This window comes from Bacillus sp. JH7 (genome assembly GCF_001563515.1).
GTDB lineage: Bacteria > Bacillota > Bacilli > Bacillales > Bacillaceae_G > Bacillus_A > Bacillus_A cereus.
This window is the reverse complement of sequence record NZ_LPUS01000022.1, coordinates 1-16,853: the sequence shown is the minus strand read 5'-3', so window position 1 is coordinate 16,853 and position 16,853 is coordinate 1. Positions and strand designations below refer to the sequence as shown.

The window sequence follows — 16,853 nt, the reverse complement described above, 5'->3', positions numbered from 1 at the left end:
GAAGGGATGTTTAAAATGACAGGAAGATTAGATGAGGATTTAAAAGATGTAACATTACTAGGGAATCAAAATACAAAATATTTATTTGAATATAGCCCAGAAATATTAGAGGTATTTGATAATAATCATCCAAACCGTGATTATTTTGTAAAATTCAATTGTCCTGAATTTACAAGTTTATGCCCGAAAACAGGACAACCAGATTTTGCAACAATTTATATTAGCTATATTCCAGAGCAAAAAATGGTAGAGAGTAAATCTTTAAAGTTGTATTTATTTAGTTTCCGCAATCATGGTGATTTCCACGAAGATTGTATGAACGTTATTATGAACGATTTAATTAAATTAATGGATCCGCGTTATATTGAGGTATGGGGGAAATTCACACCACGTGGTGGCATTTCAATTGATCCATACTGCAACTACGGGCGCCCAGGTACGAAGTATGAACAAATGGCTGACTACCGCATGATGAACCACGATCTATATCCGGAAACAATTGATAATCGTTAATAGAAAGAAAGGGCCTGTATACTATACAGGCCCTTTCTTTCTATTATATTATGCATTTTGATTAATGACAGTATAGTTTTTATGACTTACAACTGTAAGAGGTTCCATATCTAGTTCTCTAAAATTCTTCATAATTGTTATATCAACAATAACAGAGTTTTGATTTACTTTTTGAACACGGCCTTGCATTCCACCTTTAAATTCGATGATATCTCCAGTTTCTGCGATCTGCATAAGCAACTCTCCTTGTTACAGTTTTCCCAAAAAAAGAATAAATTTGGGTTTTTTTATTTCCTCCTATTTTGAACCATATTTCCTACTTTGTAAATGTTTCCAAAGTAAAAATTCGAAAAATATTCACTTTTTGTAAGAAAATATGTAGAAAATCCATGTTTTTTAGAAAAAATAGCAAAAATGCGAGAATCTTTATATCGAGGTATAATGAAAAAGTAGAATAACCTGCTGAAGTGGGAGAAATTAGAGGCGGTAAAATGATGTTTGAATTTGTGGGGAGTGTTATAGCTTTAATTTTATTTTTATTTTCTTATATGCATTTAAAAAAGATTCGTCAATATGATACGAGTACATATTTTGATGGGATGGATGGTATCCATGCTTCGATAACACATGATAGTGGTGGGGAGATGTAAAGGGATATAACTTTATTTTCTTGCGTGGTATGATGTTTAGAACTAGTGCATAATAGAGTTCATAAGTGATGAATGGAGAGTGAAAAGAATGAAGATTTCTTTTATTCGTCATGGTTGTTTAAGTCGTATAAGAGAACCGATGACAATTAATTCATTTCACGAATGGATGAAACAGTATGATTCCGAGTCAATGATACAAAAAGCTAAAATGCCGATAGAAACAATAGAGGCAATTGAAGCAGCGAAATTTGTCTTAACAAGTGATCAAAGGCGTGCTGTACAATCAGCAGCTGAATTGACGGATTCTTTATCTTTTATGCAAAATTCTCTTTTTAGAGAAGCTGAAGTTCCTTCATGCTTTTTTGCTCCGAAGTGGTTGAAATGCACAATTAAGGTATGGATGTTCATTGGACGAACATTATGGATACTTGGCTACCATAAAGATGTTGAGTCTTATAAGGAAGTAAGAGAGAGGGTAAGGCAAGCGGCTTACCTGTTACATCGTTATGCTCTCGTACATGGAAGTATAGCTCTTGTAGGTCATAATTATGTGAATGTAATGATTGGTGCCGAACTGAGAGCGATGGGATGGTCTGGTTCTCCTATTTTGCACAGAGAGCCATGGGGATGTACAACATATACGTTTCACGAGGCGATGGATGGAAATATATTAAATACAAATTTAACATAAAAGCACACGATTTATATAAATCGTGTGCTTTTATGTTAAGATATAGAAATTTTGACGTTTAATGGTTTTACGAGATGAGCATAAGGTTCCCCTACTAGCATAACAATTTCATCTTTTTTATAACCTAACTTTTCGTATAGTGAATAGGCGCGTTTGTTTTCTAAATTAACAAGTAAAGCGATTTTTTTATGCCCTTTTTCAGTTGCATAGATTTCGGCAGCTTCAATTAATTTAGAACCTATACCTTTTCCGCCGTGTGCACTTGAAACTGATAATGTATCAATGTAATACTCATCAAGCTCAGCTTCTTTTTCTAACGTAATTGATTCATCTTTATGTAATGCTCTTAAGTGATGTACAATTGGTGCGTCAAGCTGTGTTGCTTCACTACCGTGATAAGCGACAATAATTCCAACTGCACTCTCGTCTTGTTCATAGACAAAACAGTTTTCGTAGCTCAGACGGTTATTTTCTTTTGAGAACCATGTCTCAAGTCCTAGTAATACTTCTGCTTCAACTGTGCTACCTGTGATTTTTTCAGCAATTTCATGCAGAGCATTATACAATAAAGGAGCTATTGCCATCGCATCTGTCTTTTTTGCTTTCCGAATCATAGTATCCCTCCTAGTTCTATTTGTATATTGTAGCATAGTGGTATGGAACTTTGCATAATTGAATGCCGAAATGTTTGATATAGAGAAGTAGCTATGTTAGTATATGATATTTAGTGGACATATAGTAAAACAATATTGTTTGCGAAATAACGAAAATAAAATCATGGCATAACAACGAGATAAAGTGAAACGTTAATCAGTAAGATTTTTTGTTCATTCTACGACTGATTAGTAGTCAACACCAATCGGACTACCTGCAAATAGCGGGATAAATTTACAGTTGTTGACCTATAGAATATAAGATAAAATAAAATATTGCAGAGAGGTGAAATACATGGATAAAGAATTAGCAAATACAATTTTAGATCAGCTAAAAAATGGTGAAATAAAGGAGTATGTTGTTACGAAAGATGTATTTTATACGTTCAGAGAAGTTGTTGTAAATAGAGAAGACTTTAAGCATTTCATTGGTAACGCACAGCGAGGCGGGCAAGTGATTTATACATATTCAGAAACGCCACGTTCATAAAGGAGAATTTTGATCAGCAGGGCATCTCTCACTGATTAGTAGCCTTCACCAAATGGACGTTTAATGCGGGATAAATAAAAGATAAAGGAGAGGGGAATTATGGGCGATTTTAAACAAGGCATTTTACCACATTGGGATTATATGTGGAAAGATAGAGCCGGCAATCGATTTATGGGAATGGTTATGTATCCAGAGAAACGAAAATGTTCAGCAAAAATGCTTCAGAAAATAAAAAGAGCATATGAAGAAGCAATAGAAATTAAAGTAACTGTACAAGTTCAACATACATATCAGTACGTAGAAGGACTGATTGTATACTTTGATGAAGAGGCTCCTGTATGTACAATGCTGGATAAAGATGAAAATCCACATCATATATTTGTAAAAGATATTTTGCGCATTGAGTACTCTGAATAAACTTTTCATAAATAAATTGAAGTTCCATAATAATAATCTTTTTCTATAATAGTTATCTTTTAGTATGTAACGAAAAACGAAAGTATATGTATAATATATTTAATAAGGTAAATTTGATAAATGTAATCGTTTTTTAGAGCAGATTATAGTTTCATATCTGTTCTTTTTTGCGTAATGCTGGAGAAATATATTTCTTCAGCATCTACCGTTTTATGACAAAATATATTGTTAACTTTTTTAAAAATAAGGTTAAATTCGTTGACAACTTTTTTGAAAAGCACTTTATTGACATGAGTTTTAGAATGTTGTTTCATAGTCATTGTATTGAAAAAAAACGGCTATCATGTCGAAAAGTAAAAGTTAAAAAAAGAAAGAATTTATACATATATCTTGTGTCTTATTTTGAAACGTAATACAATATATAGAGAAATCAAGAACAACATATAGAGAATATAGATTTGAGAGGGAGGGTCGGAAATGTTAGTTGCATATGATTCTATGACAGGAAACGTGAAGCGTTTCATTCACAAATTAAATATGCCGGCCGTTCAAATTGATGAAGATCTAGTAATAGATGAAGACTTTATTCTTATTACGTATACAACAGGTTTTGGAAATGTACCAGAACGTGTTTTAGACTTTTTAGAGCGCAATAATGAAAAATTAAAAGGCGTATCTGCAAGCGGCAATCGTAACTGGGGAGACATGTTCGGTGCAAGTGCTGACAAGATTTCTACTAAATATGAAGTGCCTATTGTATCAAAATTTGAGTTATCTGGAACAAATAACGATGTAGAATATTTTAAGGAAAGGGTGCGGGAGATTGCGACACATTGAACTGAATAATGAAATCACGCAAATGCAGGACGGTTTTTATCAGCTTCATAAAGATAAAGAGGCATTAGAAGTCTTTATGGAAGAAGCTAGAGAGAATACCGTTCCTTTTAATAGCGTGGCAGAGCGAATGGAGTATATGAAAGAACATGATTACTATTACAACGTTCTGGACGAGTATAGCTTGGAGGAAGTAGAGGAAGTATATAACATCGCTTATGGTGAAAACTTCGAGTTCCAATCTTATATGGCAGCATCTAAGTTCTACAAAGATTATGCGTTAAAAACGAATGATCAAAAACAATACTTAGAAAGCTATGAAGATCGTGTAGCAATTGTTTCATTATACTTAGGACGCGGTGATGTTTCGAAAGCAAGACAATTCGCAAGCATGATTGTAAAACAAAACTACCAACCAGCGACACCAACCTTTTTAAATGCGGGAAGAAGCAGAAGAGGAGAAATGGTGTCTTGTTTCTTGTTAGAGATGGATGATAGCTTAAATTCAATTGGCTTTAACATTAATACTGCGATGCAATTATCAAAAATCGGCGGGGGAGTAGCTTTAAACTTATCTAAGCTACGCGCACGTGGTGAGCAAATTAAAGGTATCGACAACGCTGCAAGTGGCGTAGTACCTGTTATGAAATTGCTTGAAGATTCGTTTTCATATGCGAATCAGCTTGGCCAACGAAAAGGTGCCGGTGCAGTATATTTAAACATTTTCCATTGGGATATTATTGAATTCCTTGATACAAAAAAAATAAATGCCGATGAGAAGAGCCGTATTCAGTCTCTATCAATCGGAATTATCGTTCCAAGTAAGTTCTTTGAGCTTGCTGAGAAAAACGAACCTTTCCATGTTTTCGCGCCTTATACGGTTTATAAAGAATATGGCAAGCATTTAGATGATATTGACATTGATGAAATGTACGATGAATTAATGAGCAATCCGAAAGTGAAGAAGAAGCCACTAGATATTAGTGCACGTGATATGCTTATTAAAATCGCTATGATTCAGCTTGAGTCTGGTTACCCATACTTAATGTTTAAATCAAATGCAAATAATCAACATCCATTGAAGGATATTGGAACTGTGAAGATGTCGAACTTATGTACAGAAATCTTCCAGCTTCAAGAAACTTCAGAAATAAATGATTACGGTACAGATGACATTATCCGTCGTGATATTAACTGTAACTTGGGATCGTTAAATATCGTAAACGTAATGGAAAATAAAGAAATTCGTGAAGCAGTTCATGCGGGAATGGAAGCTTTAACAGCTGTTTCTGATATGACGATTATTCCGAATGCACCAACTGTGAAAAAAGCAAATGACGAGCTTCATTCAGTTGGACTTGGAGCAATGAACTTACACGGATATTTAGCAAAAAATAAAATCGCTTATGAAAGTGCAGAAGCGAAAGAATTCGCTCGTACATTCTTTATGATGTTAAATTACTATTCTATTGAGAAAAGTATGGAAATCGCTACAGAAAAAGGCGAGACATTTAAAGACTTCGATAAATCTGATTATGCGAATGGCACATACTTCGAAAAGTATGAAACGACAGATTACAGTCCTGTAACTGAAAAAGTTCAGCAACTATTTGAAGGAATTCATATTCCGACAAAAGAAGATTGGACAAGTTTAAAAGAGCAAGTGCAGAAGAATGGTTTATACAACTCATATCGTCTTGCCATTGCTCCAACACAATCAATCAGTTACGTTCAAAATGCAACTTCAAGCGTAATGCCGATCGTAAGTCAAATCGAATCAAGAACATATGCGAATGCGACAACATATTATCCAATGCCGTATTTATCAAAAGATACGTTCTGGTACTATAAATCTTCTTACGATATGAATCAGTTTAAATTAATTGATTTAATCGCAGAAATTCAAGAACATATTGACCAAGGAATTAGTACAATTCTTTACGTTAATAGTGATATTTCAACACGTGAATTAGCACGTTACTACATCTATGCACATAAAAAAGGCTTAAAGAGTCTGTATTATACGAGAACACGTAAATTAAGCGTGGAAGAGTGTGTGGCTTGTACCGTTTAATATAAAAAGTGAGACATGATGAGCAGGGTTTTCTGAACCCTGCTCATGCTTAGTTATCATATTTAGAGAAGGGGCGATTTAATGCGTGCGGTAAACTGGAACAAAAAAGAAGATGATTTTAGTTTAATGTTTTGGAAGCAAAATATCGCTCAGTTTTGGACAGAAGAGGAAATCGCGGTATCTTCTGACAAAAATACTTGGGCACAATTATCAAAAGAAGAGCAGATTGCTTATAAGCGTGTATTAGGTGGTTTAACACTTTTAGATACGAAACAAGGCGGCGAAGGTATGCCTCTTGTACTTGTTCATCTTGAAAATTTACAAGCGAAAAGTGTATTAGCTTTCATGGGTGCTATGGAAGAAGTACATGCGAAGAGTTACAGTCATATCTTTACAACGTTAGCTACTGAAGAAGAAATTGATGATATTTTTGAATGGGTAGATACTCATCCATTACTTGAGAAAAAGGCCGGTATTATTACTGGTTACTATCGTCGTTTGCTAAAGCCTGAAGTAACGAAAAAAGAGTTATACATGGCAATGGTAGCAAGTGTGTTCTTAGAAAGTTATTTATTCTATAGTGGATTCTTCTATCCGCTTTACTTAGCTGGTCAAGGAAAACTAACAGCAAGTGGTGAGATTATCAACTTGATAATTCGTGATGAGTCAATTCACGGCGTATTCGTCGGTATTTTAGCACAACAAATCTTCGCAGAACTTTCTGCAGAAGAGCAACAAGAAGTGCAAAAAGAAACACAAGAGTTATTAATGGAACTATATGAAATTGAAATGGCCTATACAGAAGAAATTTACACTTCTATCGGTCTTGTAGAAGATGTAAATCGTTTCGTTCGTTACAATGCGAATAAAGGGCTTATGAACTTAGGACTTGAGCCGAAGTTTGAAGAAGAAGAAATTAACCCAATCGTTTTAAATGGTTTACGTACAGATACGAAAAACCATGATTTCTTCTCTGTAAAAGGAAATGGTTACGTAAAAGCAACGAACGTTGAAAAGTTAGCTGACGATGACTTCGTGTTTAACTTTTAATATAGAATTATAAAGAAAAGCTGTCTTATTGATTGATAAGACAGCTTTTCTTTATAATTTTGTTTACATAACACTATTATTTTTGTATAGCGATTTATATTTGGGAAGTTCTATTCGGTTAACGGATAGAACTTTTTTGTAATTAAATGGGTATTTACAAACCTTTTGTATCAGTGTATTATTTAACTAGTACACCGATACAAAAGGAGGGAAGAAATGAAAATAGAGTTTTCTCCAAATACACCAATTTACATTCAGGTAATGGAATACATAAAAAAAGAAATCGTAACAGGACATTTATTGCCTGGTGATAAAATTCCCTCTGTCCGTGAATTAGCGAGTGAATTACAAGTTAATCCAAATACGATTCAGCGTACATTTCAAGAGCTAGAACGGGATGGAGTTGTTGTAACACGTAGAGGAATGGGACGGTATGTAACGAATGAAGGGGAGAAAATTATGGAGCTGCGAAAAGAGATGGCGAAAGAATTACTTCATTCTTTTATAGATGGAATGGACAATTTAGGTTTTTCAGAAGAAGAAATTCTTACAATTCTTCGTTCTTCATTACATGATAAGAGGGAGGAGAGCCAATGACAGAGCTATTGAAAATAGAAAACTTATGGAAGAGATACGGATTAAAAGCAGTGATCCGTGAATTAAACATAGAGATTACGGAAGGGAAAATCGTTGGGCTTGTTGGAGATAACGGGAGCGGGAAAACGACGTTATTGAAAATGATTGCAGGCTTGCAACACCCTTCTGAAGGTAGTATTACAATAGACGGTAAAAAGGTAGGATTACAGACGAAAGAAATCGTTTCATTTATGTCCGATAAGCCAGTCTTTGATGATTGGATGACTGTAAAAGACGCTTTATTTTTTTACCGAGATTTTTATAAAGACTTCGATATTCAAAAAGCGGTAGATACGATTGCAGAATTTAAAATACCGTTAGAAGAAAAAATTACAGCATTGTCAAAAGGTATGGTTGAGAAGCTGCAGATTATTTTAACGTTTTCTCGAAAAGTGAAGCTATACGTACTGGATGAGCCGTTGGGCGGGATTGATCTTGTTTCTAGAGAACATGTACTTGAGCTAATACTTAAATTTTATCGTGAAGATTGTACGCTACTTATATCGACTCATTTAATAAGAGAAATCGAAAATATATTCGATGAAGTAATCTTTTTGAAAGATGGAGAAATAATATTGCATGAAAATGTGGAAGAACTACGATTTCAAAAGGGTAAAGCAGTACATGAGCTGTTTAAGGAGGCCTATGAGAAATGAGTCAGCTTTTTCGTTATCTGTATAATTGTAATAAGAGAAAGATAGCCATTATTTACTTTGGTTTTATTACAGTTTCATTCATTCTTTTATTTAATATGAAAGGAGTTTCAGGAGTTAGAATTTCAGGTAGGCAAGATATAATTATTATTATATTCTTTATCGTACTAGGTATAAATGGATTTGCAATTCTTTTAACAGGTATATCGTCTTTTCGGAAAATGTTAAAAAACTCTATGCTACGTTATACTTCTATTTCAGCAAAAAAGTATATATGTGTAAATATTTTATTCTGTGTACTACTCTTTATGATTTTACTAGGAATAGGAATCATTTTTCTATACTATTTTTCTTTAAATATTTACAATGGAAAAACTAATTTAGGTATTCAGCAAGCAATACACAGTTTATATAATTATGGAATATTACATCATATATTATCTATTTTCTTATGGGGACTAGATTTTCTTAATATGCTAGTTTCTATTTATTTTATTATAGTAATTGTAAAACTATTCAATGTGAAATCATCGATGAATAAAGTTGCTTGTTTAGTTTTATTCGTCATTTTTACCGCATTTAATGGAGGAATAACGTATATTTTTCAGCAAATAGAAAAGTATGTGTTTGCTATAAATAATATTGGATTTATAGATCAAAATGGTTTTTTAAATACATCATTTTATTCTGGTACAGAGGTTACAATTTTAAATCTATTTTTTAATTGTTTATTAACAATTATATTACTAGTAGTTACAGGTCACATTATCGATAAAAAACTAGAAGTCTAAAGGAGGAATCAGCATTGGGAAACGTAGTAGTAAAGTTAGAGAATGTTCGAAAAAGGATTGGTGGAACGGAAATTATTCGTGGTTTATCATTTGAGGTTCGTGAAGGAGAAGTATACGGATTCCTTGGACCGAATGGTAGCGGTAAGACGACGACGATCCGTATGATGACAGGTCTTATTTCAATGACAGAGGGCGATATTACAATTTGTGGACATAGTATTCGCTCGGAGCGTGAAAAGGCACTAGAGCAAATTGGAGCGATTGTAGAAAATCCTGAACTATATGATTATATGACAGGAATGCAAAACTTAAAGCATTTTGCGAACATGGCCATTACACCAATTAGTAAAGAGCGCATTGCTGAGATTGTCAAGCTTGTTGAATTAGAGCATGCGATTCATAAAAAGGTGAAAACATATTCACTTGGTATGAAACAACGTTTAGGAATTGCACAGGCATTACTTCATCAGCCGAAAATCTTAATTTTAGATGAGCCGACAAATGGATTAGATCCAGCTGGTATTCGCCAAATTCGTGATTATTTACAACGTTTAGCGAAAGAAGAGAATATTGCTGTAATCGTATCAAGTCACTTATTGAGTGAAATTGAATTAATGTGTGATCGCGTCGTTATTATTAAACAAGGTGAGTTTGTACAAGAGTACAACTTACATGAAAAAGTGAAACATGATGAGGCAGCCGTTGTAGCGTTTGAAGTAGGTGAAGTTCAGAAAGCAAATGAAATCATTAAAGGTAAAGCAAAAGGGAATGTAATTGTAGCATCTGTAACAAAAGACAACATTCCGCAACTTGTAAAAAAACTTGTTCATGCTGATGTGCTTGTATATGGCGTTACTGTTCAAAATAAAACGTTAGAGGATGAGTTCTTAGCGATTACTGGGGGAGTGAAAGCGTAATGTTTAAATTAATTCAAAATGAATTTTTAAAGTTGCATGCGAAAAAAGGTATGTATATTTTAATTGGTGTCATTGCGGCACTCGAAATTTTAGGTACTTTAGCAATGTTGAAGTGGGGAAAAGGTGATGAGTTTAAGGGGTCATATTTAGATTATGCAAACTCAGAGATTGGCTTAATTGTTTTATTTACAACGATTTTTGGGATTACACTTGCTGCCCGTACTCTTACTGATGAGTTCCAAAAAGGTACAATTAAACAATTGTTAATCCGTCCAAGAAAAAGACTTGCAGTTTTATTTTCTAAATATATTACAGTGTTATTAGCAATGTTATTTATCGTATTAGCTGGTATGCTAATTGCAATGATTATTGGCGGTATTGTAATGGATGGTAGTAAAACAGAATTAACGTTAGGAATCGTAATGAAGTCAACTTTATATCAACTACTTTCACCGTTCTTTTTTGCAACACTTGCATTTTTCCTAGCAAATGTCTTTAGAAAATCTGTATTACCATTAATTATTACGATGTTCCTATTCTTCTTACAAGGTGCAATTAATATGGTATTAATAATGTTTGCAAAAGGTGTAGCGAAGTTTGTAGTATTCAACCATTTGGATTTAAGAGCTTACGATAGTAATAAATTAATCAATGGTGGAATGGAACCAACATTTACAGAATTTACGTTTACAACTTCATTATTACTTGTAGTTGCATACTTTGTTGTGTTACTTGTAGCATCAAGTGCATTATTCCAAAAACGTGACGTATTATAATAAAAGAAATCCCCGCTTGTAAAAACGGGGATTTTTATTACATAAAATTCACTTAGATTGCAACAAGTATGCAATTTTTCGGTGGAGAAGAAAGTGGTACAATCTCAATTACTGAATTACAAGCGCAAAGTAATTTATGGATTGGTATCGGTCTTACAGTTGTTGGATTACTTTGGTTAATTCCTTATGTTTGGAAACAATGGCGTACAGTAAAAGAAGTTGGCGTGCCACGAGTACGTTTTATAAATGAGCAAAAAGTAGTGAGTTCATCACAAGAAAATGAAGTGTATAGTCAAGTGATCGTAACCGATAGATTGATGGCCATAGAGTTACCAGATGAGGCTGTAAATAAGCTTCGGTTAGAAGAAAATGATTATGTAACAGTATCTGTAGAAGAAGATAAAATCGTTATAAAGAAAGCACATAATAGATAATTAAAAAGTAGCTCCTTAAGAGCTACTTTTTAATTTGTAATAATTTCCACGCGGAAATTATTACCGTTCTTTACATATTTAATATCTGTAACAGTACGGACCGTCTTTAAAATCTCCACTTTTTCACCAATTCGCGGGATGGTCGGAACGTTGTCCCAAATACCAAGCAAGTCATCTAATTGTGCCGTTTTTTCATAAAACCAGATTTTCAATGTAAAGCCCCTTTCTCGAACTTTATGTATTTTAATACATAATATATTATTTTTATTCTTATTGTAAGGGGTTTTTTGATATTTTATGAATAAAAATAAATTAATCTTCTGGGAAGATATGTTCAATATCAGGAGTAAGAGATACTTCTGATAATACGATATGAGAAACTGTCGTTGCATATGAAGAAACATCATTGATAAATTCTTCAAGTTCAACGAGTGAAGGAACAGAAATTTTTACAATGTAACATAAGCTTCCTGTTACTCGGTAACAAAAACTTGCAGATGGATAAGATTGAATAAACTGTTGCATACGTGTTGTATCACCATTTTTTAAAGTGATTTCTAAAATACAATCTAAAACGAGTCCTGCTTTTTTATAATCAATATCGATTGTGTATTTTTGAATAACACCTTCGCTTTCGAGCTTACGAACACGTTCTGAAGTAGATGGAGCAGATAAGTTTACTCGTTTCGCCAATTCACGCATCGAAAGGCGACTATCATTATATAATTCATTTAAAATTTTCCGATCAACACGGTCTAATTGCATTTGTAAATATACCTCCAGTAAAATAATGATTTTTGTAAAGGGAAAATATAAATTAAGATTCATATGAAATGTAAAGTGAACGTTATTTATTTTACAATAAAACAGAAGGAAATAGGAGGGGAAATGATGGAGAGAATTTCATTATCAAATGTAGGAGATACAAAGTTTCAAAAGTTATTAGGGCATAATTCGGATATATTACATTCGTGGAGTACGTTAGAAGATACACTGTACAATAAAGGAACTCTTTCAGCAGAGTTGAAGGAGCAAGTGAGAAGAACATTAGCGTATGGGAATGAATGTCCGTACTGTATGGCAAAAGGAAGACCTGATGATATGCAAAAGGCAGAGGAGATTTGTGTAGCCGTTACTTTTGCGCATACATTTGTTCATGACCGAAAAGCAATAGATGATACTATGTTTCACGTATTAAAACAATATTGGACAGAAAAAGAAATTGTAGAGCTTTGCGCCTATGTTTGCTTTATTACTGCGTCACAACAACTTGGTTTTCTATTTCAATTACAGCCAAATTAAGGGGGGAATGATGACAAATCAAATAGCACTTATCATAATCGATGTACAAAAGGCATTTCAATTACCAGATTGGGGCGAGAGAAATAATATTTTTGCTGAAGAAAACATGAGAATTTTGTTAGAAGAATGGAGAAAAAGGGAACGACCAGTTTTTCATATTCAACATGTAAATAAAGAAAATGCTCAGTCAATGTTTTATGAGAGAGCGGAAACGGTAAACTTTAAAGAAGAAGTGCAACCACTACTTGGTGAAGTGGTTATTCAGAAATTCGTTAACAGCGCGTTCATTGGGACAAATTTAGAAGAGCAATTAAGAAAGAACAAATGTAATGCAGTAGTGGTTGTAGGATTAACGACAAATCACTGTGTGGAAACTACAACACGAATGGCAGGGAATTTAGGATTTACAACATATTTAGTGAGTGATGCAACGGCTACTTTTAACCGTAAAGGTTTAGATGGTAAGGAGTATAGTGCAGAAGATATTCACAATATGACACTTGTAAATTTACATGAAGAGTTTGCTACGATTGTGACGACAAAAGAAGTATTAAAATTATTTTAAGAAAATAATTGCAAATTATGTAGAAAAAAATAAGAATATTTCGTATAATCTAAGTACAATCATTTTGAAAATAGGGGTGGCATCATATGGAGCAAATTTCAGTAAAGAAATTAGAAGAGGTACTTGTTGTAGCAGGGGATGATAAACAGAAGCAAAAGGAATTTTATGAATTGCTCTTATCTACTGAGTTTTATGTTGCTGGTTCACTAGAAGCAGAGGACGGGGCAACAGAGGGAATACTTCGTTTGCGTCATTTCCAAGGAGAAGGTAGATGGATCGTTCCGTTCTTTACACAAATGGAATTTGTAAAAGATGTGTTGCCAGAAGGAACGCCCCTTATTACGATACGTGGGAAAGAGTTATTTGGTAGCATTGAGAAAGATGCTACAGCTGTATTAAATGTTGGTACTGATATAAGTAAAACATTTATTCCAGAAGAAATTGCAGATATCTCATCTGGACGAATTTTTAATTATTATAAGTAAAAGGAAAAGCGTAATCGCTTTTCCTTTTTAATTTGAATATGGAGTAGCTATACCGGAAGAAATAGAGACTGTTTTATTATTCGTGTTTATTGTCGCTGTAGCTCCAAGTGGAATACCGATGTTTGGACTTATATGTCCAATTGGTAAACCGAATAGGACCGGTATATGATATGGTGCGAAATATTCATATAATATTGCTTGCAATGATTGAGATGGCTTTGAAGGAGTGCAGTCGTGACAACTTGTGAAAATAACGCCCCTACATTCATTAAACTTTCCAGATAAAAGTAGCTGATTTAACATACGGTCAATGCGGTACGGTTCTTCACCAATGTCTTCAAGTAATAAAAGTGTATTGTCCGTATTTATCTCGTAGGGCGAGCCAATTATACTTGTTAACACAGCTAAATTTCCTCCAACTAACGTACCTGTAACTGTACTGTGAGAGCTAGATACGATACATTCTGATGCAGATAAAATGGTTGAATACGGATGGAATAGCTGATTGAAAGAGGATAAAGATAGAGAATCAATACCTTTTCCTAGTTCTTCAATCATCGGACCATGAAATGTTATAAGCTTTGCATAACGTGAAACAGCAGTATGTAAAGCTGTAATATCGCTATATCCCCAAAAGATTTTAGGGTTTTGCCGAATGATTTCATATTGAATGTGAGGGAGGAGACGAGCACTTCCGTAACCACCTCGTGCACAGAAAACGGCCTTCACTTCATTATTTGTAAATGCTTCATGTATATCGTCAAGCCGAACTTGATCACTTCCGGCTAAAAATCCATATTTCTCGTAAACGCTCTTCCCGATTATTACGGATAACCCCATCTCTTGTAATACATTCACACCTTGTAATACATTTTCGATTGTAGGTGGACCAGATGGTGCAATGATCATTACTGTATCATCTTGTTTTAATGCATTTGGATAAATCATTAAGCTCAGCCTCCTTCTCTTTCAATATATTCGCTTCATATGAAGTTCAACCCTTGCAAAAGCAGGGGAAAGCTTATCAAATAAAGAAGATATAAAGGAAATAGGAGGGGAAATGATGTTTACAAGTCGAGTAACAGACATATTAAAAATTGAGTATCCCGTTGTTCAAGCCGGTATGGCAGGCGCGATTACGACGCCAGAACTTGTTGCAGCAGTAAGTAATAGCGGAGGATTAGGGACGCTTGGAGCGGGCTATATGAGCCCAGAACAAATTCGTGAAGCGATTTATAGAATAAGAGAACTAACAGATAAGCCGTTCGGTGTTAATTTACTTGTAACGAAAGAGATAGAAATAGAAGAAGAGAAGGTAAATGAGGCGAAAGTATTACTAAGCGGAGTGAATAGAGAATTAGGTATAGAAGTAGAAGGAACGTTAAAGCTTCCAAAAAGCTATAAGGAACAATTACAAGTGCTATTAGATGAAAAAGTACCGGTCGTTAGTTTTGCATTTCAAACGTTAGAAAAAGAAGAAATAAATGATTTAAAAAGAAGTGGAATAAAAGTTATCGGAACAGCTACCCATGTGAAGGAAGCGAAAGTACTTGCTGAGCTAGGAGTAGATATTATTATTGGGCAAGGTAGCGAAGCAGGAGGGCATAGAGGAACGTTTATTGGGAAAGAACGAGATGCTATGATTGGTACTTTTGCGTTGATACCTCAGTTAGTAGAGGCTGTTCCACATATCCCAATTGTCGCAGCAGGTGGTGTAATGAACGGACAAGGGCTTGTTGCGGCATTGGCACTAGGAGCAGAAGGTGTTCAAATGGGATCGGCCTTTTTAACAAGTGAAGAGAGTATTACGCACGATGTGTATAAAGAAGCGGTTTTACATAGTACAGATACGAGCACAACTGTAACTCGTGCGTTTTCTGGGAAATATGCGCGGGGTATTCGGAATGAATTTATAGAGAGACATGAAGGAAAAGAAGAAGGGCTACCGATGTATCCAGTGCAAAACGTATTAACTTCTAAAATACGCCAAGAGGCAGCGAAGCAAAATAAGGAAGAATATATGTCACTTTGGGCAGGACAGGCAGCATCATTAGCTCGAATCGAATCAGCTCAGCATGTAGTGGAGCGAGTTATGAAAGAAGCAGAGAATGCAATCGAACAATTACAAAATATATACAAAAAGACCACTTGAGTAATTCAAGCGGTCTTTTCATTAGTTTGCTTTATAAAATTGTTGGATGGCTTCGTCGATGTAAACCCAGCCTTTCCAACCTAAGTGCATATGATCTTTTAAGAAGTATTTATCGTATTCATGATTTGAGAAGTCGGCAATTGGATAACCAGCTTTTTCAATTTGCTCATGAACTTTCTTATAGTATGCTTCGCGGCGTTCTTTTGGGAAGCCAGCGTAGTCGTACCAAGGACCTTTTACAGGAACAGAAATGAAGAGTGGTTTTGCACCAGATTGTTTTAATAAATCAAGTACAATTTGTAAATCTTCATATTCTGGCGATTGGTCGTAAGCATCATTTTTTAAGTAACCTTCACGTTGCTTTAATTTTTTCTTAATTTTGCTATTGAAGTAACCATCTTCGATACCATATTCATTAGATCCAGATTCTGCTGCACCTGTTTGATCCGCATGTTTACGAGCTTCTTCCCAGTTCATTTGTTTTAATGAAGGATCGAGCTTCTCTTTGTGCGGTTTAATATTAAACATAGCTGTAAATAAATCTTTACGATCTAAAATGTTACGGTAAATATAAGCGAAAGGTTTAGCAGCAAGTGCTTTTACTTTATACTTCGTATCATCATAAGCGATGCCTTCAAGCGAGATTTTTAATAAAGTTTCTTTTTTTACAATCTCAAAGTTTAATAAACGCTTTGCAATTTGTTTTTTCATTTCAGGTTTTAAATCATTGTTGAAAATGAAGTGGTAACCTTGTTGTTTTGAAAAGTTAG

At 34.3% G+C, this 16,853-nt stretch carries 23 protein-coding genes and 1 pseudogene; 18 read left to right on the top strand and 6 right to left on the bottom strand.

The genetic code is table 11. The annotated features are described in order from the left end of the window. Window positions 1–15 precede the first annotated feature (15 nt). On the top strand, window positions 16–513 hold the full coding sequence (gene queF, locus AU379_RS20650) for a preQ(1) synthase (protein ID WP_001986050.1): 498 nt from the start codon (window positions 16–18) through the stop codon (window positions 511–513). A 48-nt stretch (window positions 514–561) separates the two neighbouring features. On the opposite strand, the gene AU379_RS20645 is transcribed toward queF, so the two are convergent. Next, window positions 562–747, bottom strand: a complete 186-nt coding sequence (locus AU379_RS20645; RefSeq protein WP_001165082.1) for a DUF2187 family protein — start codon at window positions 745–747, stop codon at window positions 562–564. Window positions 748–1,007: 260 nt separating this feature from the next. On the opposite strand from AU379_RS20645, the gene AU379_RS30660 reads away from it, so the two are divergent. Together AU379_RS30660 and AU379_RS20635 are read left to right on the top strand one after the other, a co-directional pair. Further along, on the top strand, window positions 1,008–1,163 hold the full coding sequence (locus AU379_RS30660) for a hypothetical protein (protein ID WP_000461432.1): 156 nt from the start codon (window positions 1,008–1,010) through the stop codon (window positions 1,161–1,163). 88 nt (window positions 1,164–1,251) lie between these two features. Next, on the top strand, window positions 1,252–1,854 hold the full coding sequence (locus tag AU379_RS20635; protein ID WP_000703098.1) for a phosphoglycerate mutase: 603 nt from the start codon (window positions 1,252–1,254) through the stop codon (window positions 1,852–1,854). Window positions 1,855–1,889: 35 nt separating this feature from the next. Here the strand turns inward: AU379_RS20635 and AU379_RS20630 are convergent, their stop codons facing one another. Next, window positions 1,890–2,468, bottom strand: a complete 579-nt coding sequence (locus tag AU379_RS20630) for a GNAT family N-acetyltransferase (RefSeq protein WP_000619548.1) — start codon at window positions 2,466–2,468, stop codon at window positions 1,890–1,892. Window positions 2,469–2,802: 334 nt separating this feature from the next. Here AU379_RS20630 and AU379_RS20625 point away from each other — a divergent pair, with 334 nt between their 5' ends. From AU379_RS20625 to AU379_RS20575, 11 genes and pseudogenes are all read left to right on the top strand, one after another. After that, on the top strand, window positions 2,803–2,997 hold the full coding sequence (locus AU379_RS20625; RefSeq protein ID WP_000356684.1) for a hypothetical protein: 195 nt from the start codon (window positions 2,803–2,805) through the stop codon (window positions 2,995–2,997). 99 nt (window positions 2,998–3,096) lie between these two features. After that, window positions 3,097–3,414, top strand: coding sequence for a hypothetical protein (locus AU379_RS20620; protein ID WP_000502197.1), 318 nt, complete (start codon window positions 3,097–3,099; stop codon window positions 3,412–3,414). A gap of 477 nt (window positions 3,415–3,891) precedes the next feature. Further along, a complete protein-coding gene (gene nrdI, locus AU379_RS20615) occupies window positions 3,892–4,251 on the top strand; it encodes a class Ib ribonucleoside-diphosphate reductase assembly flavoprotein NrdI (RefSeq protein ID WP_000959447.1) in 360 nt (119 codons plus the stop codon). Next, entirely contained in the window at window positions 4,238–6,322 is a 2,085-nt protein-coding gene (nrdE, locus tag AU379_RS20610; RefSeq protein ID WP_001215839.1) for a class 1b ribonucleoside-diphosphate reductase subunit alpha, read from the top strand. The genes nrdI and nrdE overlap by 14 nt, the downstream gene beginning before the upstream one ends. Before the next feature lie 81 nt (window positions 6,323–6,403). Then, a complete protein-coding gene (nrdF, locus tag AU379_RS20605) occupies window positions 6,404–7,372 on the top strand; it encodes a class 1b ribonucleoside-diphosphate reductase subunit beta (RefSeq protein ID WP_001203012.1) in 969 nt (322 codons plus the stop codon). A 216-nt stretch (window positions 7,373–7,588) separates the two neighbouring features. Continuing rightward, window positions 7,589–7,969, top strand: a complete 381-nt coding sequence (locus AU379_RS20600; protein WP_000687512.1) for a GntR family transcriptional regulator — start codon at window positions 7,589–7,591, stop codon at window positions 7,967–7,969. Further along, complete coding sequence (locus AU379_RS20595; protein WP_000137748.1) at window positions 7,966–8,664, top strand: ABC transporter ATP-binding protein; 699 nt, start codon at window positions 7,966–7,968, stop codon at window positions 8,662–8,664. Before AU379_RS20600 ends, AU379_RS20595 begins: the two co-directional genes overlap by 4 nt. After that, window positions 8,661–9,452, top strand: a complete 792-nt coding sequence (locus tag AU379_RS20590; protein ID WP_000080439.1) for a hypothetical protein — start codon at window positions 8,661–8,663, stop codon at window positions 9,450–9,452. Before AU379_RS20595 ends, AU379_RS20590 begins: the two co-directional genes overlap by 4 nt. Before the next feature lie 14 nt (window positions 9,453–9,466). After that, window positions 9,467–10,369 carry an ABC transporter ATP-binding protein gene (locus tag AU379_RS20585; RefSeq protein WP_000528818.1) on the top strand — a complete coding sequence of 301 codons (903 nt, stop codon included), beginning with the start codon at window positions 9,467–9,469 and terminating at the stop codon, window positions 10,367–10,369. Next, window positions 10,369–11,145 carry an ABC transporter permease gene (locus AU379_RS20580; protein WP_000475428.1) on the top strand — a complete coding sequence of 259 codons (777 nt, stop codon included), beginning with the start codon at window positions 10,369–10,371 and terminating at the stop codon, window positions 11,143–11,145. The genes AU379_RS20585 and AU379_RS20580 overlap by 1 nt, the downstream gene beginning before the upstream one ends. Window positions 11,146–11,201: 56 nt before the next feature. Next, window positions 11,202–11,579: pseudogene (locus AU379_RS20575) on the top strand (AbrB/MazE/SpoVT family DNA-binding domain-containing protein); the annotation flags it as partial. 29 nt (window positions 11,580–11,608) lie between these two features. Here AU379_RS20575 and AU379_RS20570 read toward each other — a convergent pair. Further along, on the bottom strand, window positions 11,609–11,791 hold the full coding sequence (locus AU379_RS20570; protein WP_000707107.1) for a DUF3913 family protein: 183 nt from the start codon (window positions 11,789–11,791) through the stop codon (window positions 11,609–11,611). A gap of 100 nt (window positions 11,792–11,891) precedes the next feature. Next, window positions 11,892–12,344, bottom strand: coding sequence for an Lrp/AsnC family transcriptional regulator (locus AU379_RS20565; protein WP_001175505.1), 453 nt, complete (start codon window positions 12,342–12,344; stop codon window positions 11,892–11,894). A gap of 126 nt (window positions 12,345–12,470) precedes the next feature. Between AU379_RS20565 and AU379_RS20560 the strand changes: the two genes are divergently transcribed. The 3 genes from AU379_RS20560 to AU379_RS20550 all read left to right on the top strand — a co-directional run bounded on the left by AU379_RS20560 (window position 12,471) and on the right by AU379_RS20550 (window position 13,931). After that, complete coding sequence (locus AU379_RS20560; protein ID WP_061139677.1) at window positions 12,471–12,881, top strand: hypothetical protein; 411 nt, start codon at window positions 12,471–12,473, stop codon at window positions 12,879–12,881. A 10-nt stretch (window positions 12,882–12,891) separates the two neighbouring features. Then, complete coding sequence (locus AU379_RS20555; protein ID WP_000184430.1) at window positions 12,892–13,446, top strand: cysteine hydrolase family protein; 555 nt, start codon at window positions 12,892–12,894, stop codon at window positions 13,444–13,446. 86 nt (window positions 13,447–13,532) lie between these two features. Further along, window positions 13,533–13,931 carry an SseB family protein gene (locus tag AU379_RS20550; protein ID WP_000435266.1) on the top strand — a complete coding sequence of 133 codons (399 nt, stop codon included), beginning with the start codon at window positions 13,533–13,535 and terminating at the stop codon, window positions 13,929–13,931. Between the two features lie 27 nt (window positions 13,932–13,958). On the opposite strand, the gene AU379_RS20545 is transcribed toward AU379_RS20550, so the two are convergent. Continuing rightward, complete coding sequence (locus AU379_RS20545) at window positions 13,959–14,879, bottom strand: LD-carboxypeptidase (RefSeq protein WP_061139676.1); 921 nt, start codon at window positions 14,877–14,879, stop codon at window positions 13,959–13,961. A 115-nt stretch (window positions 14,880–14,994) separates the two neighbouring features. On the opposite strand from AU379_RS20545, the gene AU379_RS20540 reads away from it, so the two are divergent. Then, window positions 14,995–16,083 (top strand): nitronate monooxygenase, encoded by a 1,089-nt coding sequence (locus AU379_RS20540; protein ID WP_061139675.1) that lies wholly within the window; start codon window positions 14,995–14,997, stop codon window positions 16,081–16,083. A gap of 21 nt (window positions 16,084–16,104) precedes the next feature. On the opposite strand, the gene dltD is transcribed toward AU379_RS20540, so the two are convergent. Further along, window positions 16,105–16,853 (bottom strand): D-alanyl-lipoteichoic acid biosynthesis protein DltD (gene dltD / locus AU379_RS20535; protein WP_082769978.1); only part of this gene is annotated, 749 nt, incomplete at its 5' end.